Source organism: Ruegeria sp. YTSA072, assembly GCF_059610285.1.
In genome coordinates, this window is record NZ_JBXWNI010000007.1 from 172445 (window position 1) to 198713 (window position 26269).

The 26269-nt window shown below is 57.0% G+C and carries 22 protein-coding genes; 17 read left to right on the forward strand and 5 right to left on the reverse strand.

Going from position 1 to position 26269, the window contains the following annotated elements; all coding sequences use genetic code 11:
- The 5 genes from AC2FIB_RS14010 to nusG all read left to right on the forward strand — a co-directional run bounded on the left by AC2FIB_RS14010 (position 1) and on the right by nusG (position 3804).
- Complete coding sequence (locus tag AC2FIB_RS14010) at positions 1 to 459, forward strand: FixH family protein (RefSeq protein WP_496842282.1); 459 nt, start codon at positions 1 to 3, stop codon at positions 457 to 459.
- Positions 460 to 462: 3 nt separating this feature from the next.
- Complete coding sequence (locus AC2FIB_RS14015; protein WP_496735717.1) at positions 463 to 2640, forward strand: heavy metal translocating P-type ATPase; 2178 nt, start codon at positions 463 to 465, stop codon at positions 2638 to 2640.
- 5 nt (positions 2641 to 2645) lie between these two features.
- Positions 2646 to 2804 carry a cbb3-type cytochrome oxidase assembly protein CcoS gene (gene ccoS, locus AC2FIB_RS14020; protein WP_058272490.1) on the forward strand — a complete coding sequence of 53 codons (159 nt, stop codon included), beginning with the start codon at positions 2646 to 2648 and terminating at the stop codon, positions 2802 to 2804.
- A 68-nt stretch (positions 2805 to 2872) separates the two neighbouring features.
- Complete coding sequence (gene secE, locus AC2FIB_RS14025; RefSeq protein WP_058272489.1) at positions 2873 to 3070, forward strand: preprotein translocase subunit SecE; 198 nt, start codon at positions 2873 to 2875, stop codon at positions 3068 to 3070.
- A 200-nt stretch (positions 3071 to 3270) separates the two neighbouring features.
- On the forward strand, positions 3271 to 3804 hold the full coding sequence (gene nusG, locus AC2FIB_RS14030; protein ID WP_058272488.1) for a transcription termination/antitermination protein NusG: 534 nt from the start codon (positions 3271 to 3273) through the stop codon (positions 3802 to 3804).
- 131 nt (positions 3805 to 3935) lie between these two features.
- Here nusG and AC2FIB_RS14035 read toward each other — a convergent pair whose 3' ends face one another.
- Positions 3936 to 4700, reverse strand: coding sequence for a hypothetical protein (locus AC2FIB_RS14035; protein WP_160116423.1), 765 nt, complete (start codon positions 4698 to 4700; stop codon positions 3936 to 3938).
- Positions 4697 to 5557 carry a hypothetical protein gene (locus AC2FIB_RS14040; RefSeq protein ID WP_496735719.1) on the reverse strand — a complete coding sequence of 287 codons (861 nt, stop codon included), beginning with the start codon at positions 5555 to 5557 and terminating at the stop codon, positions 4697 to 4699. The genes AC2FIB_RS14035 and AC2FIB_RS14040 overlap by 4 nt, the downstream gene beginning before the upstream one ends.
- 312 nt (positions 5558 to 5869) lie before the next feature.
- Here AC2FIB_RS14040 and rplK point away from each other — a divergent pair, with 312 nt between their 5' ends.
- From rplK to AC2FIB_RS14055, 3 genes are all read left to right on the forward strand, one after another.
- The gene (gene rplK / locus AC2FIB_RS14045; RefSeq protein ID WP_037314971.1) at positions 5870 to 6319 is read left to right on the forward strand and encodes a 50S ribosomal protein L11; all 450 of its coding nucleotides are present in this window, start codon (positions 5870 to 5872) and stop codon (positions 6317 to 6319) included.
- A 1-nt stretch (position 6320) separates the two neighbouring features.
- A complete protein-coding gene (gene rplA, locus AC2FIB_RS14050) occupies positions 6321 to 7019 on the forward strand; it encodes a 50S ribosomal protein L1 (RefSeq protein ID WP_058272485.1) in 699 nt (232 codons plus the stop codon).
- Positions 7020 to 7203: 184 nt separating this feature from the next.
- Positions 7204 to 8046 carry a hypothetical protein gene (locus AC2FIB_RS14055; RefSeq protein ID WP_496735720.1) on the forward strand — a complete coding sequence of 281 codons (843 nt, stop codon included), beginning with the start codon at positions 7204 to 7206 and terminating at the stop codon, positions 8044 to 8046.
- A 61-nt stretch (positions 8047 to 8107) separates the two neighbouring features.
- Here AC2FIB_RS14055 and AC2FIB_RS14060 read toward each other — a convergent pair whose 3' ends face one another.
- Together AC2FIB_RS14060 and AC2FIB_RS14065 are read right to left on the reverse strand one after the other, a co-directional pair.
- Complete coding sequence (locus AC2FIB_RS14060; protein ID WP_496735722.1) at positions 8108 to 9148, reverse strand: Hint domain-containing protein; 1041 nt, start codon at positions 9146 to 9148, stop codon at positions 8108 to 8110.
- Positions 9149 to 9308: 160 nt separating this feature from the next.
- Positions 9309 to 10283, reverse strand: a complete 975-nt coding sequence (locus tag AC2FIB_RS14065) for a phosphotransferase (RefSeq protein WP_496735723.1) — start codon at positions 10281 to 10283, stop codon at positions 9309 to 9311.
- A gap of 481 nt (positions 10284 to 10764) precedes the next feature.
- Between AC2FIB_RS14065 and rplJ the strand changes: the two genes are divergently transcribed.
- The 6 genes from rplJ to AC2FIB_RS14095 all read left to right on the forward strand — a co-directional run bounded on the left by rplJ (position 10765) and on the right by AC2FIB_RS14095 (position 21962).
- Positions 10765 to 11283, forward strand: coding sequence for a 50S ribosomal protein L10 (gene rplJ, locus AC2FIB_RS14070; RefSeq protein WP_058279825.1), 519 nt, complete (start codon positions 10765 to 10767; stop codon positions 11281 to 11283).
- A 79-nt stretch (positions 11284 to 11362) separates the two neighbouring features.
- Positions 11363 to 11737, forward strand: a complete 375-nt coding sequence (gene rplL / locus AC2FIB_RS14075; RefSeq protein WP_037314964.1) for a 50S ribosomal protein L7/L12 — start codon at positions 11363 to 11365, stop codon at positions 11735 to 11737.
- 252 nt (positions 11738 to 11989) lie between these two features.
- Complete coding sequence (rpoB, locus tag AC2FIB_RS14080) at positions 11990 to 16123, forward strand: DNA-directed RNA polymerase subunit beta (RefSeq protein WP_496735725.1); 4134 nt, start codon at positions 11990 to 11992, stop codon at positions 16121 to 16123.
- Between the two features lie 49 nt (positions 16124 to 16172).
- Positions 16173 to 20414, forward strand: a complete 4242-nt coding sequence (gene rpoC, locus AC2FIB_RS14085; protein WP_496735727.1) for a DNA-directed RNA polymerase subunit beta' — start codon at positions 16173 to 16175, stop codon at positions 20412 to 20414.
- Between the two features lie 135 nt (positions 20415 to 20549).
- Positions 20550 to 21005 carry a macro domain-containing protein gene (locus AC2FIB_RS14090; protein WP_496842278.1) on the forward strand — a complete coding sequence of 152 codons (456 nt, stop codon included), beginning with the start codon at positions 20550 to 20552 and terminating at the stop codon, positions 21003 to 21005.
- Positions 21006 to 21092: 87 nt separating this feature from the next.
- Positions 21093 to 21962 (forward strand): DMT family transporter, encoded by an 870-nt coding sequence (locus AC2FIB_RS14095; protein ID WP_496735731.1) that lies wholly within the window; start codon positions 21093 to 21095, stop codon positions 21960 to 21962.
- Here the strand turns inward: AC2FIB_RS14095 and AC2FIB_RS14100 are convergent.
- On the reverse strand, positions 21947 to 22753 hold the full coding sequence (locus AC2FIB_RS14100; RefSeq protein WP_496842283.1) for a putative rhamnosyl transferase: 807 nt from the start codon (positions 22751 to 22753) through the stop codon (positions 21947 to 21949). The two genes, AC2FIB_RS14095 and AC2FIB_RS14100, sit on opposite strands and share 16 nt — an antisense overlap.
- A gap of 385 nt (positions 22754 to 23138) precedes the next feature.
- On the opposite strand from AC2FIB_RS14100, the gene rpsL reads away from it, so the two are divergent.
- From rpsL to fusA, 3 genes are read left to right on the forward strand one after another with little or no spacing between them, the layout of a single operon-like run.
- On the forward strand, positions 23139 to 23510 hold the full coding sequence (rpsL, locus tag AC2FIB_RS14105; protein WP_005621086.1) for a 30S ribosomal protein S12: 372 nt from the start codon (positions 23139 to 23141) through the stop codon (positions 23508 to 23510).
- Between the two features lie 15 nt (positions 23511 to 23525).
- Positions 23526 to 23996, forward strand: a complete 471-nt coding sequence (rpsG, locus tag AC2FIB_RS14110) for a 30S ribosomal protein S7 (protein ID WP_008756926.1) — start codon at positions 23526 to 23528, stop codon at positions 23994 to 23996.
- 18 nt (positions 23997 to 24014) lie between these two features.
- Entirely contained in the window at positions 24015 to 26132 is a 2118-nt protein-coding gene (gene fusA / locus AC2FIB_RS14115; protein WP_058272477.1) for an elongation factor G, read from the forward strand.
- Positions 26133 to 26269: the final 137 nt, after the last annotated feature.

Consider the following 26269-nt stretch of genomic DNA (forward strand, 5'->3'; position numbering starts at 1 on the left):
ATGGCCGAGCGTCAATTTACCGGAAAGCACTTTCTAGCGATCTTTGTCGCTGCTTTCGGGGTGATCATTTCCGTGAATCTGGTGCTGGCCTACAAAGCTGTCCAAACCTTTCCCGGGCTCGAGGTCAAAAACTCTTACGTCGCCAGTCAGGAGTTCAACGAGCGCCTGAAGGTGCAACAGGCCTTGGGTTGGGAAATTCGGGCTGAGACCAATGGCGGTCTTTTGATCCTGCACATCACCGACCAAACCGGCGCGCCGGTCCAGGTGGTCGAGTTGCAGGCAGTTGTTGGCCGGGCGACACATGTGAAAGAGGATTTCACCCCGGATTTCACTTTTGACGGGACCGCCTATTCCACGCCCGCAGCGCTGGGCAAGGGGAACTGGAACATCCGTCTGGTGGCCATAGACAACAGCGGTGCCGAATTTGCGCAGCGGGTTCCGTTGTATGTGAAAGGGTAGGGGATGACCGCTCAGCTCAGCTCAGGTACGGCGGCGTGCCCCGGTTGCATCGCAGCACCGGCGGAACCAGCGCGACCCGTTCCTGAAGATGTGCAGATTGCCCTATCCCTGCCCGGCATTCATTGCTCGGCCTGTATTGCGAATGTTGAACGCGCGCTGAACGCCCATCCGGGCGTCGAGGACGCGCGAGTCAATCTGACGCTCAAGCGTGCAATGGTCAAAGCAGCCGCTGAGACGCGCGCTGCCGACCTGATCCCCGTTTTGGAGCGCGCCGGGTATGAGGCACATGAGCTGGACCCGGGCGCTTTGTCGGCAACCCAATCCGACAAGGCCGGGCGTGATCTGCTGATGCGATTGGCGGTGGCTGGTTTCGCGTCGATGAACGTGATGCTGTTGTCTGTGTCGGTCTGGTCTGGGGCTACGGATGCGACGCGGGACCTGTTTCACTGGATTTCAGCGGCCATTGCGCTGCCGGCAATTGCCTTTTCCGCGCAGCCCTTCTTTGCCAACGCCTGGAGTGCGCTGCGCGTCAAACGATTGAACATGGATGTGCCGATTGTGCTGGCCATTCTGTTGGCGCTCATTACGTCGCTGTGGGAAACCGCGCTCAGCGGAGAGCATGCCTATTTCGACGCCGCACTGACGCTGACTTTCTTCCTGCTCGCGGGCCGATATCTGGACTACCGCACCCGCGCCGCAGCGCGATCAGCAGCCGAAGAACTGACGGCCCTGGAAGTGCCGCGTGCCATTCGCTTAGTTGATGGGGCCGAAGAAGAGGTGTCCGTCGCAAGCCTCGCGGTTGGTGATCTGATTCTAGTTCGGCCCGGCGGGCGTATGCCTGTGGATGGTGAGATTGTATCGGGCAAGTCGGAGCTCGACCGGTCATTGTTGACGGGCGAGACCCTCCCGGTCTTTGCCGAAGCTGGTCTTGCCGTCAGCGCGGGTGAGGTTAACCTGACCGGCCCGCTGACGATCCGGACCACAGCGGTCGGTGAGGATACTTCACTGCACCGTATGGCGGATCTGGTGGCCATCGCAGAATCCGGTCGATCGCGCTATACGTCGCTGGCTGACAAGGCGGCCAAGCTATACGCGCCGGGGGTGCATATTCTGTCCGCGCTCAGTTTTTTGGGTTGGTACATCTATTCCGGCGATATCCGAACCGCGCTGAACATCGCTGCGGCGGTTCTGATCATCACCTGCCCCTGTGCGCTGGGGCTTGCCGTGCCTGCGGTGACGACGGCGGCCTCGGGGCGACTGTTCCGCAAGGGGATGCTGATCAAACACTCTACTGCGCTGGAACGTCTGGCCGAGGTTGATACGGTCGTTTTTGATAAAACCGGCACACTTACATCCGGCACTCCGGAATTGACCAACCTTGAGGATCATTCCCGCGCGGATCTTGAGATTGCACTGGCACTGGCCGAGGCCTCTTCGCATCCGTTGTCGGTGTCGCTTGCCAAGGCCGCCAGAGATGCCGGGATCAAGCCTGCCAGACTTGAGGATTTGGTCGAGGTTCCAGGGTATGGCACCGAAGGAACCTACCGCGGTAAGCGCGTGCGCCTTGGGCGCGCCGGGTGGACCGGCGCTCCTGAGGGTGATCAGACGGCTGCCTGGTTGGCGGTCAGGGATCAGTCACCGGTTGCGTTTCTTTTCTCGGATTCGCTGCGTTCAGGCGCGGCTGAGGCTGTGCAGGCGTTCCGTGACGGCGGAAAGAGCGTCGTTCTCATCTCGGGTGATACACGAGGCGCGGTCCAATCGCTGGCAGGCAAGCTTGGGATTGAAACATGGATTGCCGAGGCGCTGCCTCAGGACAAGGCCGCCCATGTACAAGACCTGAGCGATCGGGGGCACCATGTGCTGATGGTTGGTGACGGGTTGAACGATACGGCGGCGCTTGCCGCGGCGCATGTATCAATTTCACCTGCCTCTGCACTGGACGCAGCGCGGGTCGCATCCGATATCGTATTGCTGGGCAACGATCTGTCGCCGATTGCTGATGCCTGTGACACGGCAGTCAAGGCTACCAAAAGGATTCGCGAGAACTTTCGCATCGCCACGGTTTACAATATCATCGCGGTACCCTTGGCCGTGGCCGGGTTCGCCACACCGCTGATCGCGGCATTGGCGATGTCGACCTCGTCCATTACCGTGTCCCTGAATGCTCTGCGCCTGAGGTAGTTGATATGGAAGTTCTGGCTTATCTCATACCGATTTCCCTGTTTTTGGGCGGGGTTGGCCTTGTGGCGTTTATCTACACGGTGCGGTCGAACCAGTATGATGATCCCGAAGGTGACGCGCGGCGTATCCTCAGCGATGAATGGGATGACAAGCCCAAGTCCTGACCACTCTTGAAATTGCCGCAATGCCCGGTTATGTCCGGCCCATCCGCTAGCAGAGAGAACCCAGCCAAATGGCAACAATGAATCCGATCCAGTTCATTCAGCAAGTCCGCGCCGAAGTCGCAAAGGTCGTCTGGCCCACGCGTCGTGAGGTTCTGCTGACCACGGTCATGGTGTTCATCATGGCGGCACTGACCGCCGTGTTCTTTGCGCTGGTCGATCTGGGTATTCGCGGCGGTCTTCAACTGATCCTGGGCGCATTCGGTTAAACCGGATTGGGCCGGGCGGAAACGCCACAGCCCCCTTGCACAGCGCGGGATGTCAGAGTAGTTGACACAGTACTATTCGGAATGGGCGTGCGGCGATTCGGGCTGTGCGCCGCTTTTTATTCCGGGTGACGTGACAGAATTTCAATGACGGTGCTTGCGGCATTCCGAACGCACCGAAGGCAAACAAGGACGACAGGTTCATGGCGAAACGGTGGTACTCGGTCAGCGTTCTTTCGAACTTCGAAAAGAAGATCGCAGAGCAGATCCGCACGTCCGTGGCTGAGCAAGGCCTTGAGGACGATATCGACGAAGTACTGGTGCCCACCGAAGAGGTGATCGAAGTGCGCCGGGGCAAGAAGGTCACGACCGAACGCCGCTTTATGCCCGGCTACGTGCTGGTGCATATGGAAATGTCGGATCAGGGCTATCACTTGGTCAACTCGATCAACCGGGTCACCGGCTTCCTGGGCCCGCAGGGCCGCCCGATGCCGATGCGCGACGCCGAGGTGAACCAGATCCTCAACCGTGTTCAGGAGGGTGAAGACGCGCCGAAACTGATGATCTCGTTCGAAGTGGGCGAGAAGGTCAAGGTCAACGACGGCCCGTTCGAAGATTTCGACGGTATGGTCGAAGGTGTGGACGACGAAGCCCAGAAACTGAAAGTCTCGGTCTCGATCTTTGGCCGCGAAACCCCGGTCGAGCTGGACTTTACGCAGGTTACGAAGCAGGGCTAAAACCCACTTCAGCGAATTTTGGAGCGCCGCGATGCTTGTAGCAACGCGGCGCTTTTGCTTTTATGGCATCAGCTTTTCAGGTTCGCGGGCGAAAGGCAGAAGATATCGACCGGAAAGTAAGAGCTTTGTAGCTAGGGTGGACCGGGAATTAGTTCTTGTTGTTGAAGTACTGTTAGGATGTCCAGAATTGTCGACGGGCTGACATCAACCGAACCGTCCAAGAATACACCAAGTCCACCCTCTCCGATCTCTCGCGGGCCGCCAGTGTCATAAACCGGATCAAGAGACGCGAGCTCTGCCGGCAGCACCGGACACAAAGGGGTTTCGTTCAAAACAAGGTCTACGGCGGCCAACATCAGCTTCTTAACGGACTCGAGAGTATCGTCCTCAAGGAGTTTTTCGCGTTGCGCTTCGGGAGCCGTGAGTACGAGGTCGATAAGTTCAAAATAGGCACAGTTGTCCCGCAACTCGACAGTCGCTTCGGTGGACATGTTTGCCTGGATAGCATTTTTTTGTTCACCCCGCTGAAAGTCGCGCTCACTGGTTCGGCTGCATTCAAAGATCGTGATGGTCACTTGCCCATCCAGATCTATCGCGTCGTCTTGGGCTTTAAAGCTGAATTCATCCAGTCGGACTTGCAGGCCGCAATTGTCGACTATCGCGTTTTCAGCCAGTCGATCAGGTACAGTTTTCTGTACTTCGCGCAGATCAAGAAGGGCACCCACCCCGATCCGGGTAGGGGCAACAGCGGAGAGGTTCAGGTCAAGCGTATATGGCAATTCCGTATCACGAACTGGCAGCGTTGCGTCGATGACAAAATCTACCTGTTGCGCGTTGGGTGCTCGGGCTCCCAGAACAACTGCCATTAAGACTGGAAAAATTAACCAAAGTCTCATTCAGCAAACTCCAATACGCCAAGCTCCTTAAGTCCTCCAAGGACTTCGACAATTGTCTCAGCGCTGACATCGGCAGATCCGACAATGGCAGCACCCATCCCGCCAGGCGCAATTTCCCGAGTGCCTCCGGACTCGTAAATCGGGTCGAGTAGTGTGAACTCAGGGGGCAATGGCGGGCAGACCGGGTGCGCAGCCAAAAATTCCCCGCCTTTTTCGAGGACGGCTTCGTTGATGCGGTTGGTCAGTCCGAAAAGATTGGAGACAGCGCCAATAAAACCGCGCGGGTTTAGATCGACGCCTTCGATACTGAAAGCCAGGCATTGGCCCTTCACCTCGGCCTTGGCGACCGCGACCGCGTCTACCGTGGCCCCAAAATACCGAAAGCCCGGTTCTTCATGGCGGTTACATCTCGTAAACTGTGCACGGGCTGAACCCTCGATCTTTATGGTGTCGTCTATGGCGGTGACGTCGCGAACCTCAAGATAGATCTGGCGTTTGCAGCTTTCTTCCAAAGGACCGGTCAGTATTTGAGGCGCTTTTTCCTGCAATCCGCGCAAATCCATGAATGCGCGCAGTTGCAAACGGGTTGGGCTGGCTTCTTCGAGGCCACCATAGACAGTGAACGGAACCGGAATTTCACGCAGCGGGACTTCTTTAGTCAATTTGATCTGAAACTGACCGGCATAGGTGGCGGGATCAATTCCCGCCGAAGAGTATGAAGAAGAACTGTTGGACCCGTCGGTTTGGGTGACCGCCCTCGGCTCTGTACCCTGATCCTGCGCTTTGCTACCGCAGCCCGGCAGCATAGCAGAAAGAATGCAGACCAATAGCCCCTTGTTTAGTCGAGATGATGCCATCCCTGACCACCTCTTCTGTGTCCAAGCCGTACCAAGATACCCGCCTGCGTTTCTTAAGCAACTTATGTATTCAATTTATTTATTTTGTTTTGCTGTTTTCAACTGTCACAGGGGCTCGTCCAGGACACAAACGCGCCTTTTGGAAATAAGGTGCGAGCTACTTGCCAACCCCACCATTCCCCTATACATGGCGCCTCTATCGTCTTCGGGCGAGATTCTCTCGTGGGAGGTTGCTGGGATCGCGATCCCGGATCGGACCACGCAACATAAACCGGGTGGGACGCGTCCTGCCTACGTTGAAAGGAAAACCAAATGGCCAAGAAGCTTGCTGGTACAATGAAACTGCAGGTTCCTGCAGGTCAGGCGAACCCGTCGCCGCCAGTTGGTCCGGCGCTGGGTCAGCGCGGCATCAACATCATGGAATTCTGCAAGGCGTTCAACGCCAAGACCGCAGACATGGAGCAAGGCGCTCCTTGCCCGACCGTGATTACCTATTATCAGGACAAGTCCTTCACCATGGACATCAAGACGCCGCCCGCGTCTTACTACCTGAAAAAAGCGGCTGGTCTGAAGCCGGTTGGCAAGCGTAACCGTCCCCGTGGCGCGGAAAACCCAGGTCGTGAGACCGTGGCAACCGTGACCTCGAAGCAGGTTCGCGAAATCGCCGAAGCCAAAATGAAAGATCTGAACGCCAACGACGTCGAAGGCGCAATGCAGATCATCCTGGGCTCGGCCCGCTCTATGGGCATCGAGGTGAAGTAAGATGGCAAAACTCGGTAAACGTACGCGCGCCGCGCGCGAAGCTGTCGCTGGCAAGGAAAACCTGTCGGTTGACGAAGCAGTTGCCCTGGTCAAAGCCAATGCAACCTCGAAATTCGACGAAACCATCGAGATCGCGCTGAACCTGGGTGTTGACACCCGTCACGCGGACCAGATGGTTCGTGGTGTTGTCGGCCTGCCAAATGGCACCGGTAAAACCATGCGCGTTGCTGTGTTCGCTCGTGGCCCCAAGGCTGACGAAGCGAAAGAAGCAGGTGCGGATATCATTGGCGCAGAGGACCTGATGGAAACCATTCAGGGCGGCACCATCGAATTCGATCGCTGCATTGCCACCCCGGACATGATGCCGATCGTCGGTCGTCTGGGCAAAGTTCTGGGCCCCCGCAACCTGATGCCGAACCCCAAAGTTGGCACCGTGACCATGGACGTGAAAGCGGCCGTGGAAGCAGCCAAGGGTGGTGAAGTTCAGTTCAAGGCAGAAAAAGGCGGCGTTGTGCACGCCGGTGTTGGCAAAGCGTCCTTCGACGAAGCCAAGCTGGTCGAAAACGTCCGCGCCTTTATCTCGGCCGTGGCCAAGGCCAAGCCGACAGGCGCCAAAGGCACCTACATGAAGAAAATTGCGCTGAGCTCGACCATGGGCCCTGGCGTGACTCTGGATGTGGCCGCCGCTTCGGGCGAATAAGCCCAAGACTGCAGTCTAAGATTATTGAACCCGGGTGGTATCAACTGCCCGGGTTTTCTTATTCTGCGGACAACTTTGACGTTGAGCTTTGCATTGAAACGGGCATCAACTTCTAAGATTGCAGTTCGGATGGTTCTGATCGCCCAAAGGGACCAGCGCCGGCATCTAGCGGAGTGAGGTCACTTTGAGCAATTTCAATGACATTCTGTTTCTTGTCCGGACAAAAGGGTTTGGGGAATTGCCCCGTCTTCTGGTCAAGCAACTGTCCGATGCAGGTGCGCAAGTTGCGGTTGTCTTAGATGAGCGCGAGGGTCTGGAGGATTGTTCGCCCTATGCCAAGATAAGTCTGGACGAAGAGGCGCTGGCCAAGTTGGGTTTGACCGGACTGCCCGAAAATTGGGGCTGGTTTTGCGGTGACATGTGTTACTATTTGGCGGCGGCCGCGATGCCTGGCTATTCCCGTTACGTATTGATTGAATCCGACGTATTCCTCCCTCCTTTGGCAGTAGAGCCACTGATCGAAAACTTGATTGCGCATCCGGCGCAGGTGATCGCGGCGCAATTGGGTTTGGCGGCGAAGCCCAAGCGGTTTTCTCGGGGGTTGCGGCACTTTGGGATTGCTTCGGGTTGGGGGTGTATTTTCCCCCTGACTTCCGTTCAAAGCGAGGTAGTTGGGGCCATGAAGACGCTTCGAATGGCGCATTTGAATCAATACCCCGAAGCGTTGCTGAACGACGAAGGCATTCTTGCCGGTGTCGTGGCCGAACACGGGTTCAGCTATGCGGCATTAGAAGATGTCGCGCCGGAACAGGTCAACGCGGAAACTTTCAACACCAACCCGCCGCATTTGTTTGAAGCTTTGCGAAACGACGCACAGGAGCGCCGTGTATTTCACCCAGTAGTAGATTTTCAAACGATATTGGACAGGTTGGTGACTGGTGAGAAAGCATACACGCGTCGCCGGCTTCGCAACGTGATCCGAACGGCTCCCGAGAACATGAAGCAAGAACTGCTGCGGCGGCTCTGAAACACTGGCTGATTTCAGAGCCTCATGCTTTGAGGCGCGCAAAATGCTGTTCGCAGATCTGCTAGAGGTAAGTGCGCAGCACGCTGGCTTCACGTGCACCGATCGTCGCGACCGCAGTGTGTCGGAACGCGTTGTCGGCATCTTCAATCGACGGGAATAGCACCAGGATTTCCGACCGTTGTGGGGACGACAGCGCGTATTTTGCATTTTCGCCGAAATAGTAGCTTTCTGTCAGCGCGCCGTTGGCCCGGACAATGTGGTGTCGGTCGAACATGAAGTGGGTGTAGGTAATGCGACCCGTCGGGCGGATCGAAACCCCTGGAATGCCACACAGATGCTTGGCGGCCACGAACACTTCGGACGATCCAAAAAGCATGTCAGTGGCAGGTGAGCCGATCAGAATTCGATGCTGTTGCGAAACCACCAGCTCTTGCGTGTTCCCGATAGCGCCGGCCTCGATCACCACCGGAGCAAATGACCCATGACCATGAACCTCGGTCGTTCCGATCCAGAGGATCGGTTGAAATCCGCTGTCCCGTGTCCAGACGCGTTGACCTTTGATGAGGTCTTGAACCTCAACGATACCGTCTGCAGTCTCGATAAGGGTTCCCGGCCCAAAGCAGGTAACATAGTCTGCATAGGCCGACGACCCGGCATTCGAACCACCGGTTTTGACATACGACGTTCCGGGATCTAGCGGGGCAGATGTAGCATAGCCCCAAACGTCCTGCGTCACGCCGCCTTGGGAAAACACATAGATGGTGATTTCTGGACCGGTCGGGTTGAGATCGTCATCCAGGGCTCGCACAGTGATAACTGACTCGGATTCTACCTGCATGCCGTTTGTCACTATGCCGCCACCATCAGTGATGACGTGGCCAGCTGGCAGGTCATCGTCGAAAACGTCAGGGCTGCCAGCAGTGTCATCCAGTGTGATAGTGGTACCGGTGCCGCCCGAGTAGGTAAAGATGGTGCCATCCGGTGTGTCCGAATTGTTGATGATCGAGCCTCCGACCACGATATCGTTCGCGTCAGCTGTATCCGGGACGAATGTAGCGACCAGGCTGGAGCTGCCCTGAGCAAAAAAACTGCGGAGAACCATGTAAGCGACTTACCTTCTGTGTGGCGGTTATTGTCGGCCTAAACTGACAAACGCCGCGTGGGTTATGGTTTGGGATAACGTTTCTTGGGACGGTTCGGTCAACTAAGATTTGCGCGATGTCGCTCACAATCCCGTCATTTGAGCTGACCATCCATCCAGCTCAACGGTGTTGAAACGCGACCTGCAGGCGATCGCCCAATCGTTGTCGTTTGTCTCTTTCGAATTCGCTGCATTCGTGGTCGTTTCGCCACAAGGCCAGCCAGTCTTTCAACAGCCGTCCGCGGAGACAATAATCCAGGATTTCAACATTGACCGGATGTCGGTAAAGGCGAAAAAACATGTCTTTGTTTCTTTTAAGGATACCGCTTCGGTCGATACCCGATGCGCCGCCATTCCGAAAGATATCCGCCTTCAGAAAATCGACGATATCGTAGACCGCCAGCTTGTCGCGGGCTTCGGTGAAATCCAGACCAATCGTTTTCCCCTGTCCTACAATCAGGTTCTGTCCGTGATAATCGCCATGTGAAAAAACGCGCAGGTCCTCGGTGCCCTTCAGGCGGGTCCCTTCGGACAGCATAAGGTTCACCAATGTCCGGCTTTGGTTTGCGATATTATTGGGAACGGCCGTCATCAGTTCTTTCAGGCTGTCTGTCATCCACCTGGGGCGAAAGGCGTATCGAACAGGCGGATTGCGACTGTGGAGATCGTTCAGCCACGACCCCGCGCGACGGTACACCTGGGCGACCTGATCATCGTCGTTGCTGTTATAGATCAGATCAACGGCTGTCGGCCGGTTGATGTATTCGGTCACCAGAAAAGCACCACCTGGCGAGAAGTAAACGGGCCGGACAACGCGCGAAGTCTCATTGCCCTCAAAAAATCGGTACAGTTTGACGAGCAGGTCATATTCGTTCCGCAATCGCCCGGTGTCTGGCGATTGCGTGTCGATCTTAAGGGCGAAGGCCTGCGCTGCGGTATGCAGGATCACGACGGATCGCGTGTCGTCGAACGCATGCGATCGGTAGATGCATTCATAGCGGCGGATGGGCACTTTCAGGAACTGGTTTGAAAACTCGTCGATATACAAGGCGACGCGGGCATTTTCTTCGTCTGAAAGGGGCAGCGTTCCAGCCAACGGGCCAAGTCCTGAGTGCTATTGTCCAGTCTCCGGACAGGATAACAGTGCGATGTCCGTGTCAACGGAAAGTCGATGCTTGGAGCTGCTTGAATTGGCGTTTGCGCGTTGTGCTGCGTAAATCCGCGCCTATATGCACGCTAAGCCCCAACCGGGGTGGAAATCGTTTTCGACAGGTGCTGTTGCGAAGCTGCGGAAACCGCAATTTACCCCTTGGAAACCGGCCCCATCTGCCCTAAGTAGGGCTACGAAGTAAAGCGTGCGATTCGTCGTGCGCTTTATTTTGTTTCGTCCAAGACGGTGGGTGGTGCCATACGGCCCCTTAATTCCCTGCCTGAGACGGGTAAGACCAAAGAATTCTGGGGGGTCCAACCCTCGGGCGAATTTTGGCCAATCCCGTAACAACGGACCTGAACGCCGGAGCGAAAGCTGCGGCAAATATGAGCCGGGGTGAGATATCGCCCCAAACTTGGAGAGAACTGTGGATAGAGCCCAGAAAGAGAAAGTGGTCGAGGAACTCGGCCAAATCTTCGAAAGCTCTGGCGTCGTAGTGGTTTCGCACTACGCCGGTCTGACAGTTGCCGAGATGCAGGACCTTCGCGCACGTGCTCGTGACGCGGGTGGCTCCGTGCGTGTTGCCAAGAACAGGCTCGCCAAAATCGCCCTTGAGGGTAAGCCGTGTGAAAGCATGGCCGACCTGCTGACAGGGATGACCGTTCTGACCTATTCCGAGGACCCTGTGGCAGCAGCCAAAGTGGCCCAGGACTACGCCAAAGAGAACCAAAAGTTCGAAATTCTTGGCGGTGCAATGGGTGAGAACGCTCTGGATCGTGCCGGCGTCGAAGCCGTGTCGAAAATGCCTTCGCGCGAGGAGCTTATTGCTACTATCGCGGGCATGCTTGGCGCACCTGCTTCGAACATCGCTGGCGCAATTGGCGCACCTGCAAGCAACATCGCAAGCATCCTTTCCACCATCGAAGAGAAGGCGGAAGCTGCGTAAGCGGTTGGCACTGAATGATCTGCGTAGGGTAACCACCCTGACGTTGGAACACACACTGTAAACGGAAAGAGCTGATAAAATGGCTGATCTGAAAGCACTCGCAGAAAGCATCGTGGGTCTGACCCTGCTGGAAGCACAAGAACTGAAAACCATCCTCAAAGACGAATATGGCATCGAGCCCGCAGCAGGCGGCGCAGTTGTCATGGCAGCCGGTGGCGACGCCGGTGGCGCAGCTGAGGAAGAAAAAACCGAATTCGACGTCGTTCTGAAGAACGCCGGCGCTTCGAAAATCAACGTGATCAAAGAAGTTCGCGGCATCACCGGTCTGGGCCTGAAAGAAGCAAAAGAACTGGTCGAAGCTGGCGGCAAGATCAAAGAAGGCGTGTCGAAAGACGAAGCCGAAGAAGTCAAAGGCAAGCTGGAAGCAGCTGGCGCCGAAGTCGAGCTGGCCTAAGCCATTCGACAGGTGCATCGCTGATGTGCCGCAGAATTTGGCTGGATCCGGAGAAATCCGGGTCCAGCCGAACCTGTCTTAGAAAGGGCCTCTGAAAATTGGGGTGTTTTCTAAGACGCGGTTCGCGGATCGGGAGGCTGCCATTCGGGACGGTGGCCACGAATTGATCCGGACGTGTCGTCTCTAATGTGCAAGGCACCGGGGCCCGACGGTGTCTTTGTCCGCTGAGAACATCGAAAGGTGACATCTGACATGGCTCAAACGTTCCTTGGCCAGAAACGTCTTCGTAAATATTACGGCAAAATCCGCGAAGTGCTGGAGATGCCGAACCTCATTGAGGTCCAGAAATCCTCTTATGATCTATTCCTGCGCTCCGGCGATGCAGATGTGCCCACAGACGGCGAAGGCATCAAAGGCGTGTTCCAATCGGTCTTCCCGATCAAGGATTTCAACGAAACCTCCGTTCTGGAGTTCGTGAAATACGATCTGGAAAAACCTAAATATGACGTCGAAGAGTGCATGCAGCGCGACATGACCTACAGCGCGCCGCTGAAGGTCACTCTGCGTCTGATCGTGTTCGATGTCGATGAGGACACCGGCGCCAAATCCGTCAAAGACATCAAAGAACAGGACGTATTCATGGGCGACATGCCCCTGATGACGCCCAATGGTACGTTCATCGTGAACGGCACCGAGCGTGTGATCGTGTCCCAGATGCACCGTTCGCCCGGCGTGTTCTTTGACCACGACAAGGGCAAGACCCACTCTTCGGGTAAACTGCTCTTTGCTTGCCGCATCATCCCGTATCGCGGCAGCTGGCTGGACTTTGAGTTCGACGCCAAGGACATCGTGTTCGCCCGTATCGACCGTCGCCGCAAACTGCCTGTGACGACTCTGCTTTATGCGCTGGGTCTGGATCAGGAAGCGATCATGGACGCGTACTACAACACCGTGTCCTACAAGCTGGACAAGAAGAAGGGTTGGATCGCTCCGTTCTTCCCGGAACGTGTGCGCGGTACCCGTCCGACTTATGATCTGATTGATGCGAAATCGGGTGAAGTGATTGCTGAAGCAGGCAAGAAGGTCACACCGCGCGCTGTCAAGAAACTGATCGACGAAGGCACTGTCACCAACCTGCTTGTTCCATTCGATCATATCGTTGGCAAATTCGTCGCCAAAGACGTCATCAATGAAGAAACCGGTGCGATCTACGTCGAAGCCGGTGATGAGCTGACGCTGGAATATGACAAGGACGGCGATCTGATCGGCGGCACTGTCAAAGAACTGATCGATGCCGGCGTCACCGAGATCCCGGTTCTGGACATCGACAACATCAACGTCGGTCCGTACATGCGCAACACCATGGCGGCAGATAAGAACATGGGCCGGGACACCGCGCTGATGGATATCTACCGTGTTATGCGCCCGGGTGAACCGCCCACCGTCGAAGCGGCCTCGGCCTTGTTCGACACGCTGTTCTTCGACAGCGAGCGCTATGACCTGTCCGCCGTTGGCCGCGTGAAGATGAACATGCGTCTGGCTCTGGATGCGCCGGATACCCTGCGCACCCTGCGCCGCGAAGACATCGTGGCCTGCATCAAGGCGCTGGTCGAACTGCGCGACGGCAAAGGTGACATCGACGATATCGACCATCTTGGTAACCGTCGTGTCCGTTCGGTCGGCGAACTGATGGAAAACCAGTACCGCGTCGGTCTGCTGCGCATGGAGCGCGCGATCAAAGAGCGTATGTCGTCGGTCGAGATCGACACTGTCATGCCGCAGGATCTGATCAACGCAAAACCGGCTGCTGCTGCTGTTCGCGAATTCTTCGGCTCGTCGCAGCTGTCGCAGTTCATGGACCAGACCAACCCGCTGTCGGAAGTAACCCACAAACGCCGTCTCTCGGCGCTTGGCCCCGGTGGTCTGACGCGTGAGCGTGCGGGCTTTGAGGTGCGCGACGTACACCCGACCCACTATGGCCGGATGTGCCCGATTGAAACGCCGGAAGGCCCGAACATCGGTCTGATCAACTCGCTGGCCACCTTCGCACGCGTGAACAAGTATGGCTTCATCGAAACACCGTACCGCGTCGTCAAAGACGCCGAGGTGACCGATGAGGTTCACTACATGTCCGCGACCGAGGAAATGCGTCACACTGTGGCGCAGGCGAACGCGACACTGGATGCGGATGGCAAGTTCATTAACGATCTGGTTTCGACCCGTCAGTCCGGTGACTACACCCTTGCCCCGCGCGAGAATGTGGACCTGATCGACGTCAGCCCGAAACAGTTGGTTTCGGTTGCTGCATCGCTGATCCCGTTCCTTGAAAATGACGACGCCAACCGCGCCCTGATGGGTTCGAACATGCAACGTCAGGCGGTTCCGCTGCTGCGGGCCGAGGCGCCGCTGGTCGGCACCGGTATCGAGGAAAAGGTTGCCATCGACTCGGGCGCTGCGATTCAGGCGAAACGTGCCGGCATCATCGACCAGGTCGATGCCCAGCGTATCGTTATTCGCGCTACCGAAGATCTGGAACTGGGCGACGCTGGCGTTGACATCTACCGTCTGCGCAAATTCCAGCGTTCGAACCAGAACACCTGCATCAACCAGCGTCCGCTGGTCAAAGTGGGTGACACCGTCACGAAAGGTGAGGTTGTCGCCGATGGTCCGTCCACCGATATCGGTGAACTGGCCCTTGGTAAGAACGTGGTCGTCGCGTTCATGCCTTGGAATGGCTACAACTACGAAGACTCGATCCTGATCTCGGAACGTATCGCGCGTGATGACGTCTTTACCTCGGTCCATATCGAGGAATTCGAAGTCGCCGCCCGTGACACGAAGCTGGGCCCTGAAGAGATCACCCGCGACATCCCGAACGTCGGTGAAGAAGCGCTGCGCAACCTCGACGAGGCTGGCATCGTTTACATCGGCGCGGATGTTGAGCCGGGCGATATTCTGGTCGGCAAGATCACTCCGAAGGGCGAAAGCCCGATGACCCCGGAAGAAAAGCTGCTGCGCGCCATCTTTGGTGAAAAAGCATCTGACGTGCGCGATACCTCGTTGCGCGTGAAGCCGGGTGATTACGGGACTGTCGTGGAAGTCCGCGTCTTCAACCGTCACGGTGTGGAAAAAGACGAGCGTGCGCTGCAGATCGAGCGTGAGGAAGTCGAACGTCTGGCCCGTGACCGGGACGACGAGTTGGCGATCCTTGACCGCAACATCTATGCGCGTCTGCAAGGTCTGATCCTGGGTAAGACCGCTGTCAAAGGCCCGAAAGGCGTCAAGGCAGGATCGGTGATCACCGAGGAACTGCTGGACATGCTGACCCGTGGTCAGTGGTGGCAGCTGGCGTTGGAAGACGAGAAGGACGCCCAGATCGTAGAGGCTCTGAACGAGCAATACGAAGTGCTTAAGCGCGCTCTGGATGCCCGTTTCGAAGACAAGGTCGAGAAAGTCCGTCGTGGTGACGACCTGCCGCCGGGTGTGATGAAGATGGTTAAAGTCTTCATCGCCGTGAAGCGTAAGCTGCAGCCGGGCGACAAGATGGCCGGTCGTCACGGAAACAAAGGTGTGATCTCCAAGGTTGTTCCGATGGAAGACATGCCGTTCCTCGCTGATGGTACTCCGGTTGACTTCTGTCTGAACCCACTGGGCGTGCCTTCGCGTATGAACGTTGGACAGATCCTTGAAACCCACATGGGTTGGGCCGCACGCGGTCTGGGTCTGAACATCGACGAAGCACTGGGTGAATACCGCCGCTCCGGCGACCTGACACCGGTTCGCGAAGCGATGAAGCTGGCCTATGGCGAGAATGTCTATGAAGAAGGCATTGCCGGCATGGACGAAGGTCACCTGATCGAAGCTGCGGGCAACGTGACCCGCGGTGTTCCGATCGCGACCCCCGTCTTTGACGGAGCCAAAGAGGCTGACGTCAACGACGCGCTGGTGCGTGCGGGCTTCTCGGAAAGCGGTCAGTCGGTTCTGTTCGACGGTCGTACCGGTGAGCAATTCGCGCGTCCGGTGACCGTTGGCATCAAGTACCTGCTGAAACTGCACCACCTTGTGGATGACAAAATCCACGCGCGTTCGACCGGGCCGTACAGCCTGGTTACTCAGCAGCCGCTGGGTGGTAAGGCGCAGTTCGGTGGTCAGCGCTTTGGTGAGATGGAAGTCTGGGCTCTGGAAGCTTACGGCGCCGCCTACACCCTGCAGGAGATGCTCACCGTGAAATCGGATGACGTCGCCGGCCGGACCAAGGTCTATGAGTCGATCGTCAAGGGCGAGGATAACTTTGAAGCGGGCGTACCGGAATCGTTCAACGTTCTGGTTAAAGAAGTCCGTGGCCTCGGCCTGAATATGGAACTCCTGGATGCGGAGGAAGAGTAGGGGCGGCAACGCCCCACACTCATCCCATCCCAATTTGTAAGGACGCAAAATGAACCAGGAAATCACCAATAACCCGTTCAACCCGCTGACGCCGCCGAAAGTCTTTGACGAGATCAAAGTCTCCCTGGCGTCGCCCGAGCGGATTCTGTCTTGGTCCTATGGCGAGATCAAGAAACCCGAAACCATCAACTACCGGACGTTCAAGCCCGAACGTGACGGTCTGTTCTGTGCGCGTATCTTTGGCCCGATCAAAGATTACGAATGTCTGTGCGGCAAATATAAGCGGATGAAGTATCGCGGCGTTGTCTGCGAGAAATGCGGTGTGGAAGTCACCCTGCAGAAAGTCCGCCGCGAGCGTATGGGCCACATCGAACTGGCAGCACCCGTTGCGCACATCTGGTTCCTGAAATCGCTGCCGTCCCGCATCGGTCTGATGCTGGACATGACGCTGCGCGATCTGGAACGTGTTCTGTACTTTGAAAACTATGTCGTCATCGAGCCCGGTCTGACCGACCTGTCTTACGGCCAGATGCTGACTGAAGAAGAGTACATGGATGCGCAGGATGCCTATGGCATGGACGCGTTCACCGCGAACATCGGTGCTGAAGCTATCCGTGAGATGCTGGCTCAGATCGATCTGGAAGCCGAAGCCGAGCAGCTGCGCGCTGATCTGGCCGAAGCAACCGGTGAACTGAAGCCCAAGAAGATCATCAAACGTCTGAAGGTTGTTGAATCTTTCCTCGAGTCGGGCAACCGGCCTGAGTGGATGGTGATGACCGTGATCCCGGTCATTCCGCCGGAACTGCGTCCGCTGGTTCCGCTGGATGGTGGCCGTTTCGCGACTTCGGATCTGAACGATCTGTATCGCCGCGTCATCAACCGGAACAACCGTCTGAAGCGTCTGATCGAACTGCGCGCACCTGACATCATCGTCCGCAACGAAAAGCGGATGTTGCAGGAATCCGTGGACGCTCTGTTCGACAATGGCCGTCGTGGGCGCGTGATTACCGGTGCCAACAAGCGTCCGCTGAAATCGCTGTCGGACATGCTGAAAGGTAAGCAGGGTCGCTTCCGTCAGAACCTTTTGGGTAAGCGCGTCGACTTCTCGGGCCGTTCGGTCATCGTGACCGGTCCGGAACTCAAGCTGCACCAGTGTGGTCTGCCCAAGAAGATGGCGCTGGAGCTGTTCAAGCCGTTCATCTACTCGCGCCTTGAAGCCAAGGGTCTGTCTTCGACCGTGAAGCAGGCGAAGAAACTGGTCGAGAAAGAGCGTCCCGAAGTGTGGGATATCCTCGACGAGGTGATCCGCGAACACCCTGTCATGCTGAACCGTGCGCCGACGCTGCACCGTTTGGGCATTCAGGCGTTCGAGCCGGTCCTGATCGAAGGTAAAGCCATCCAGCTGCACCCGCTGGTCTGTTCGGCCTTTAACGCCGACTTCGACGGTGACCAGATGGCCGTTCACGTCCCGCTGAGCCTTGAGGCCCAGCTGGAAGCCCGTGTTCTGATGATGTCGACGAACAACGTTCTGTCGCCTGCAAACGGTGCGCCGATCATCGTTCCGTCGCAGGATATGATCCTGGGTCTGTACTATGTGACCCTGGAACGCGAAGGCATGCCGGGCGAAGGTAAGGTGTTTGGTTCGATCGACGAAGTTCAGCACGCGCTGGATTCCGGCGAAGTGCACCTGCACACCAAGATCACCGCGCGGATCACGCAGATCGACGACGAAGGCAACGAAGTTCAGAAGCGTTTCGAGACTACTCCGGGCCGTCTGCGTCTGGGTGCCTTGCTGCCGATGAACAACAAGGCCCCGTTCGAGCTGGTTAACCGTCTGCTGCGGAAGAAGGAAGTGCAGCAGGTGATCGACACCGTCTACCGTTACTGCGGTCAAAAAGAGTCGGTCATCTTCTGTGACCAGATCATGTCGATGGGCTTCAAAGAAGCGTTCAAGGCGGGCATCTCGTTCGGTAAGGACGACATGGTCATCCCTGATGACAAGTGGGGCATCGTTGATGAAACCCGCGGTCAGGTGAAGGACTTTGAACAGCAGTACATGGACGGTCTGATCACACAGGGCGAAAAGTACAACAAAGTTGTCGATGCCTGGTCGAAGTGTAACGACCGCGTCACTGATGCGATGATGGGCACGATCTCGTCTTCGGATCGGGCAGAGGATGGCTCCGAACAGGAACCGAACTCGGTCTACATGATGGCCCACTCGGGTGCGCGTGGCTCGGTTACTCAGATGAAACAGCTGGGCGGTATGCGTGGTCTGATGGCCAAGCCGAACGGCGACATCATCGAGACGCCGATCATCTCGAACTTTAAAGAAGGTCTGACCGTTCTCGAGTACTTCAACTCGACCCACGGTGCCCGTAAGGGTCTTTCGGATACCGCTCTGAAGACGGCGAACTCGGGTTACCTGACCCGTCGTCTGGTGGACGTGGCGCAGGACTGCATCGTTCGTGAGATCGACTGTGGCACTGAACGTGCGATCACTGCCGAAGCCGCGGTCAACGATGGTGAGGTTGTTGCATCGCTGGCCGAACGTGTGCTGGGTCGTGTTTCTGCCGATGACGTTCTGCGTCCGGGTACGGAAGAGGTTCTGGTCGCTGCGGGTCAGCTGATTGACGAACGCATGGCCGACACCATTGACGAGGCCGGTGTTGCGTCGATGCGCATCCGTTCTCCTCTGACCTGCGAGTCCGAGGAAGGCGTTTGTGCCACCTGCTATGGTCGTGACCTTGCACGTGGTACGCGGGTCAACACGGGTGAGGCTGTCGGCATCATCGCCGCCCAGTCCATCGGTGAACCAGGTACACAGCTGACGATGCGGACCTTCCACATCGGCGGTGTTGCGCAAGGTGGTCAGCAGTCGTTCCAGGAAGCCAGCCAAGACGGCGTTGTTTCGTTCGAGAACCCGCAGGTTCTGGCCAATTCCGCAGGCGAAATCCTGGTCATGGGCCGGAACATGAAGCTGGTGATCAAGGACGAACACGGCGAGGAACGTGCCAGCCACAAGCTGGGCTACGGCTCCAAGCTGTTCGTCAAGGACGGAGCCAAGGTTGCCCGTGGCGACAAGCTGTACGAGTGGGATCCCTACACTCTGCCGATCATTGCTGAGAAAGCCGGTACTGCGAAGTATGTTGACCTTGTTTCGGGCATTGCTGTCCGCGATGAGACCGACGATGCAACCGGCATGACCCAGAAGATCGTGATCGACTGGCGCGCCGCGCCCAAAGGCAGCGACCTCAAGCCCGAGATCATTCTTGTTGGTGAAGATGGCGAGCCGGTCCGCAATGATGCGGGTAACCCGGTTCACTATCCGATGTCGGTGGATGCGATCTTGTCGGTCGAAGACGGTGAAAAAATCGAGGCTGGTGAAGTCGTTGCGCGTATCCCGCGTGAAGGCGCCAAGACCAAGGACATCACCGGTGGTCTGCCACGTGTGGCCGAACTGTTCGAAGCCCGTCGTCCGAAAGATCACGCGATCATCGCAGAAGCCGATGGTTACGTGCGCTTTGGCCGCGACTACAAGAACAAGCGCCGCATCAGCATCGAGCCGGCGGACGAGTCGATGGAAACGATCGAGTATATGGTGCCCAAGGGCAAGCACATCCCGGTCGCCGAAGGGGACTTCATCCAGAAGGGTGAATACCTGATGGACGGCAACCCGGCTCCGCATGACATCCTGTCCATCATGGGTGTTGAAGCGCTGGCGGATTACATGATCGACGAAGTGCAGGACGTTTATCGTCTGCAGGGCGTGAAGATTAACGACAAGCACATCGAGGTCATCGTGCGCCAGATGCTGCAGAAGTGGGAAATCCTGGATTCAGGCGACACCACCCTGCTGAAAGGCGAACATGTCGACAAGCAGGAGTTTGACGCAGCCAACGAGAAGACGTTGGCCCGCGGCGGACGTCCGGCTCAGGGCGAACCGATCCTTCTGGGGATCACCAAAGCCTCGCTGCAGACACGTTCGTTCATCTCGGCGGCGTCGTTCCAGGAAACCACCCGCGTGCTGACCGAAGCTTCGGTTCAGGGCAAGAAGGACAAACTGGTTGGCCTGAAAGAGAACGTCATCGTCGGCCGTCTGATCCCAGCCGGTACCGGTGGGGCCACTCAGGCCGTGCGCCAGGTTGCGCAAGGCCGAGACAACGTCGTGATCGAAGCCCGCCGGGAAGAGGCCGAAGCGGCCGCTGCCTTGGCTGCGCCGGTCATGGATGACGACATGGTCGGTGACGAGCTGGACGTTCTGGTGGAAACACCAGAAAGCCGCGAGTAACCCTCTCATCATAGAAATAAGGAAAGGCCCTGCGATTTCGCGGGGCCTTTTCTTTTGCGCTTGGTGTGCTTTTGCCCAATCGTGATACAACTGAATAGTCTCGAAGACAGCGACCCACTGACCAAGGGATGCATGATGCCTACAATCAAGGGTGATTTGATACAGCTTGCACTGAATGGTGAGTTTGATGCCATCATTCACGGTTGCAATTGCTTCCATGCGATGGGGGCCGGGATAGCACGGGCGATTGCGGCGGAATTCCCTGATGCGCTTGAGGCCGACAAGCAGACGGAACTTGGGTCCCGTTCAAAACTCGGAACGATTTCTTCAGTTCAGATTACGCGGGGCGCGACCGAATTTGTAGTGGTTAATGCCTATACCCAGTTTCATTGGGAGGGGCCGGGGCCGCTTGTGGAATATGAGGCGATCTCGGGTTGTTTTTCGAAGATTGCACGCGCGTTTCCCGCATCGCGGATCGGCTATCCGATGATTGGCGCAGGTTTGGCTGGGGGCGATTGGGTTGAGATTGCGCAGCGCATAGACGCGGCCCTTGCCGGTATAGACCACACTCTGGTGATCTTGCCCGACTGACCGGCGGGTCCGTGGTTGCATATTGACATCTCACAAGGACTTACGGCCAATGATCCGTGTTTCTTTTGAGTATTGGATTCTGCGACTATGACCCCGAATGTGAAGGGCGCTATGCTGATGATGGGCAGCATGGCCGCCTTTACCGTGAATGACGCATTGATCAAGGTTGCGGGGGCAGACTTGCCGCTGTTTCAGATGGTTGCGATGCGTGGATTCTTGGCGACGTTATTGGTGTTTCTGATGGCGCGTCATCTTGGGGCACTGCACCTGAACTTTCCGCGCCACGACAAGTGGCTTGTCGCTGCACGCTGCCTGGCCGAGTTGTCGGCCACATTCTTCTTTCTGACAGCGCTTTTGCATATGCCGCTTGCAAATGTAACGGCCGTTCTTCAGGCGTTGCCACTTACGGTGACATTGGGGGCTGTTTTGTTCTTTGGTGAACATATCGGCTGGCGCCGCATTCTAGCGATCGGGATGGGATTTGCTGGAATGTTGCTGATCGTACGGCCGGGGCCTGATGGGTTCAGTATTTACGCGATCTACGCTCTGATTGCCGTGGCATCCGTCACCGCGCGCGACCTGATTACAAGGCGTATGTCCACCCATGTTCCGTCCTTGACGGTCACATTGGCGACGTCGGTTTCCATTACAGTGGCCGCAGGGGTCGCAACTGCAGTCACAGGGTGGGAGCCGGTAGCGCCGGGCGCAGGCATAATGGTGGCGTCAGCTGCGGTCTTTGTTCTAACCGGATATCTTTGCAGCGTCATGGTCATGCGCGAAGGCGACGTCGGTTTTATCGCGCCGTTCCGGTATTCCAGCCTGATCTGGGCTTTGGGGCTGGGTTGGGTAATTTTTGGCGATTGGCCCGATACGATCACAATGTTGGGCGCTGTTCTGGTCGTGGGTGCGGGGCTTTTCACGTTGTTCCGGGAACGTCAGTCTCAACCTGCCGAGTGAGCCCGCCGCACCTTGTCCTGTTCAATGGCAAATCGCGCAATGAACTCGCCTTCTTGTTCCGGTGTCAGTGGGGACAGTTCGGTCTTGCTGGCGCGGGCATGGGGGGAGTCGTTGAAGTTGTTCAGCGTACGCACCCACATGGGCGCGTCAGGATAGCTGATCACGGGCATGAAGCGACCGATCTTATGGTGCGTGAAACTCATGATCGTGTGTTTGCAGCCGCCAGCAATATACATCCCCAACCCAACGCCCAAAAGGGATCGGAACACCGGGAGGGCTTGAGTGCCATCCGGTCCAAACCGCGCCAGAAACCCGCTGTTGAAATCCAGCCCGACCGTCCGGCTATTCCGGGTCAGTCCTTTAGCGTCAATCGCCGCAAGGCGTAGACGTTCGACAAAGTCTACCGATACGGCATCGTCGTCGTCATGCCGGAACTGGAGGCACGGCTGATCCGGGTCGATGCGGGCGCTGTGCAGAACCTCTTTGACGACAGGGCGATGCCGGGCTGGTGTGCGCTTGACGATGCGGATCTGCCTAATGCCCGGGGTTAGATCATACAGCCGGTCCATGGACTTTTTAGGAAGGCATTCACCGATCAGCACCAACAGCTCAAAGTCCTCGTCTGTCTGTTCCCGAAAACCGGGCAGGGTGGTGGTTTCGAACAGTCGAAACCGTTCTTCCAGCCGCTCTGGGTTATACAGGTATTGACGACGCTCTTCGACAGTTTCGTGTTCAACCTGATAGCCGCCGATCGCGGGGTAGGAAAAGCGGCACAGGCCAATGACTTGCATGTTTCGTCCATCGAAAAGTTTCGCGGCCACAATGCAGAACTCCGCAATTGCCGGCAACGGGCGAGTAGCACTGGAAGCTGTAGCTAAATCTTGTTAAAACGCCGTCAATCGGCTTGTCGGGTATGTGCTGTTGACACTCGGGCCGACTCCCCATATACGCGCGTCATCTCGGTGCCGGGGGCCGCCCCACAACCGATTCCAGTAATGAACTGGTCAAGGCCCGGACACTTTTATCGTTCGCGCCCTCTGATAACAAACCGCGACGTTCACCTCGGAATGGGAACGCTCGCGGGTTTTGCGCTTGTGGACGCACGAACGCAGCAAGTTTAGCCGCACGCAATGCGCGTGCATGTCATGTGTGTTGCAAAACGGGGAAGAAACCGGAATGCCAACTATTCAACAGCTGATCCGCAAGCCGCGTCAGCCCAAAGTAAAACGCTCGAAGTCCATGCACCTGGAGCAGTGCCCGCAGAAACGCGGCGTCTGTACTCGTGTGTATACGACCACACCGAAAAAGCCGAACTCGGCTATGCGTAAGGTTGCCAAAGTGCGCCTGACCAACGGGTTCGAGGTCATCTCGTACATCCCCGGTGAAAGCCACAACCTGCAGGAACACTCGGTTGTTCTGATCCGTGGCGGCCGTGTAAAAGACCTTCCCGGTGTCCGTTACCACATCCTGCGTGGTGTTCTGGATACCCAGGGCGTCAAAGACCGTAAGCAACGTCGTTCGAAATACGGCGCGAAGCGTCCCAAGTAAGAAGGAGAGGCTGATATGTCACGTCGTCACGCCGCCGAAAAACGCGAAGTCCTGCCTGACGCCAAATTTGGCGACAAGGTACTGACCAAATTCATGAACAACCTGATGATCGACGGCAAAAAGTCGGTCGCAGAGCGCATCGTTTACAACGCTTTTGACCGCGTTGAAGGCAAGATCAAGCGCGCTCCTGTCGAAGTGTTCCACGAAGCGCTCGACAACATCAAACCGTCGGTCGAGGTTCGCTCGCGTCGGGTTGGTGGTGCAACCTATCAGGTTCCGGTCGAAGTGCGCCCCGAGCGCCGCGAAGCGCTGGCCATCCGCTGGCTGATCACTGCTGCGCGTGGCCGTAACGAAAACACCATGGAAGAGCGCCTTGCGGGCGAACTGCTGGACGCCGTACAGTCCCGCGGTACTGCCGTGAAAAAGCGCGAAGACACCCACAAGATGGCCGAGGCGAACAAAGCCTTCAGCCACTACCGTTGGTAATTCCAGAGGCTTATCAAAATGGCACGCGAATATACACTCAACCATTACCGTAACTTCGGTATTATGGCGCATATCGATGCAGGTAAAACGACCTGTTCGGAACGCATCCTGTATTACACCGGCAAATCCCACAACATCGGTGAGGTGCACGATGGTGCAGCCACCATGGACTGGATGGAGCAGGAGCAGGAACGCGGCATCACCATCACTTCGGCTGCGACCACCACGTTTTGGGAGCGCACCGAAGACGGTGAAACTGCTGACTCGCCTAAGCACCGCCTGAACATCATCGACACCCCCGGCCACGTTGACTTCACCATTGAAGTTGAGCGTTCGCTGGCGGTTCTCGACGGTGCCGTTTGCGTTCTCGACGCAAACGCTGGTGTTGAGCCCCAGACCGAAACCGTGTGGCGCCAGGCTGACCGCTACAAGGTTCCGCGTATGGTGTTCGTCAACAAGATGGACAAGATCGGCGCGGACTTCTTCAACTGCGTTGCAATGATCGAAGACCGTACCGGCGCACGTGCTGTTCCGGTTGGTATTCCGATCGGCGCAGAAACCGAGCTGGAAGGCCTGATCGACCTGGTCACCATGGAAGAATGGCTGTGGCAGGGCGAAGACCTGGGCGCAAGCTGGGTCAAAGCACCGATCCGTGACAGCCTGAAAGACATGGCTGACGAATGGCGCGGTAAAATGGTCGAAGCGGCCGTCGAAATGGACGACGACGCAATGATGGAATACCTGGAAGGCAATGAGCCCGACGTTCCGACCCTGCGCGCCCTGCTGCGCAAAGGTACCTTGGAAATCGCGTTTGTTCCGGTTCTGGGTGGTTCGGCGTTCAAGAACAAAGGCGTTCAGCCGCTGTTGAATGCTGTGATCGACTATCTGCCCAGCCCGCTGGATGTTGTCGATTACATGGGCTTCAAACCCGGTGACGAAGAAGAAACCCGTAACATTGCCCGCCGTGCGGATGATGACATGGCGTTCTCGGGCCTGGCGTTCAAAATCATGAACGACCCCTTTGTTGGCTCGCTGACCTTTACCCGCATCTACTCGGGTACTTTGGCCAAAGGCGACACGCTTCTGAACTCGACCAAGGGTAAGAAAGAGCGGATCGGCCGGATGATGATGATGCACTCGAATGATCGTGAGGAAATCACGGAAGCATTCGCAGGTGACATTATCGCACTGGCAGGTCTGAAAGACACCACCACGGGCGACACTCTGTGTGCGACCGGCGATCCGGTGGTTCTGGAAACGATGACCTTCCCCGATCCGGTGATCGAGATCGCGGTTGAGCCGAAAACCAAGGCTGACCAGGAAAAAATGAGCCAGGGTCTGGGCCGTTTGGCCGCAGAAGACCCGTCCTTCCGCGTGGAAACTGACCTGGAATCGGGTCAGACCATCATGAAGGGCATGGGCGAACTTCACCTGGACATCCTGATTGACCGTCTCAAGCGTGAATTCAAGGTTGAAGCGAACATTGGTGCGCCGCAGGTGGCCTATCGCGAAACCATCGGTCACGAAGCCGAGATCGTTTACACCCACAAGAAACAGTCGGGTGGTTCGGGTCAGTTCGCTGAGGTGAAGATGATCATCTCGCCGACAGAGCCGGGCGAAGGCTATTCGTTCGAATCCCGCGTTGTTGGTGGTTCGGTACCCAAGGAGTACATCCCGGGTGTCGAAAAAGGCATCAGATCCGTCATGGATAGCGGCCCATTGGCTGGCTTCCCCGTGATCGACTTCAAAGTTGCTCTGATCGAAGGTAAATACCACGACGTGGACTCCTCGGTTCTGGCGTTTGAAATCGCGGCTCGTATGGGTATGCGTGAAGGCATGCGCAAAGCCGGTGCGAAACTGCTTGAGCCGATCATGAAGGTCGAAGTGATCACCCCGGAAGAATACACCGGCGGCATCATCGGCGACCTGACATCACGTCGGGGTCAGGTTTCCGGTCAGGAAAACCGTGGCAACGCCATCGCGATCGACGCGTTCGTTCCGCTGGCCAACATGTTCGGCTACATCAACACTCTGCGTTCGATGTCGTCGGGCCGTGCCCAGTTCACCATGCAGTTCGATCACTACGACCCGGTTCCGCAGAACATCTCGGACGAGATCCAGGCGAAATACGCATAAGCGAAGATTTGAGGGAGCTCTGTTCAGGGGCTCCCTTCATTACCGAAAAAGGAGGCCATCATGGCAAAGGAAAAGTTTGAGCGTAATAAGCCGCACGTCAACATCGGCACGATTGGCCACGTTGACCACGGCAAGAC

Coding starts and splice junctions, on each gene's coding strand:
- AC2FIB_RS14095 (WP_496735731.1), top strand. CDS start 21,093: ATGACCCCGAATGTGAAGGGCGCTATGCTGATGATGGGCAGCATGGCC.
- nusG (WP_058272488.1), top strand. CDS start 3,271: ATGGCGAAACGGTGGTACTCGGTCAGCGTTCTTTCGAACTTCGAAAAG.
- AC2FIB_RS14100 (WP_496842283.1), bottom strand. CDS start 22,753: ATGCAAGTCATTGGCCTGTGCCGCTTTTCCTACCCCGCGATCGGCGGC.
- ccoS (WP_058272490.1), top strand. CDS start 2,646: ATGGAAGTTCTGGCTTATCTCATACCGATTTCCCTGTTTTTGGGCGGG.
- rpsL (WP_005621086.1), top strand. CDS start 23,139: ATGCCAACTATTCAACAGCTGATCCGCAAGCCGCGTCAGCCCAAAGTA.
- rplK (WP_037314971.1), top strand. CDS start 5,870: ATGGCCAAGAAGCTTGCTGGTACAATGAAACTGCAGGTTCCTGCAGGT.
- AC2FIB_RS14010 (WP_496842282.1), top strand. CDS start 1: ATGGCCGAGCGTCAATTTACCGGAAAGCACTTTCTAGCGATCTTTGTC.
- secE (WP_058272489.1), top strand. CDS start 2,873: ATGGCAACAATGAATCCGATCCAGTTCATTCAGCAAGTCCGCGCCGAA.
- AC2FIB_RS14035 (WP_160116423.1), bottom strand. CDS start 4,700: ATGAGACTTTGGTTAATTTTTCCAGTCTTAATGGCAGTTGTTCTGGGA.
- AC2FIB_RS14090 (WP_496842278.1), top strand. CDS start 20,550: ATGCCTACAATCAAGGGTGATTTGATACAGCTTGCACTGAATGGTGAG.
- rpoB (WP_496735725.1), top strand. CDS start 11,990: ATGGCTCAAACGTTCCTTGGCCAGAAACGTCTTCGTAAATATTACGGC.
- rplA (WP_058272485.1), top strand. CDS start 6,321: ATGGCAAAACTCGGTAAACGTACGCGCGCCGCGCGCGAAGCTGTCGCT.
- AC2FIB_RS14040 (WP_496735719.1), bottom strand. CDS start 5,557: ATGGCATCATCTCGACTAAACAAGGGGCTATTGGTCTGCATTCTTTCT.
- rpoC (WP_496735727.1), top strand. CDS start 16,173: ATGAACCAGGAAATCACCAATAACCCGTTCAACCCGCTGACGCCGCCG.
- AC2FIB_RS14015 (WP_496735717.1), top strand. CDS start 463: ATGACCGCTCAGCTCAGCTCAGGTACGGCGGCGTGCCCCGGTTGCATC.
- rpsG (WP_008756926.1), top strand. CDS start 23,526: ATGTCACGTCGTCACGCCGCCGAAAAACGCGAAGTCCTGCCTGACGCC.
- rplL (WP_037314964.1), top strand. CDS start 11,363: ATGGCTGATCTGAAAGCACTCGCAGAAAGCATCGTGGGTCTGACCCTG.
- AC2FIB_RS14060 (WP_496735722.1), bottom strand. CDS start 9,148: ATGGTTCTCCGCAGTTTTTTTGCTCAGGGCAGCTCCAGCCTGGTCGCT.
- fusA (WP_058272477.1), top strand. CDS start 24,015: ATGGCACGCGAATATACACTCAACCATTACCGTAACTTCGGTATTATG.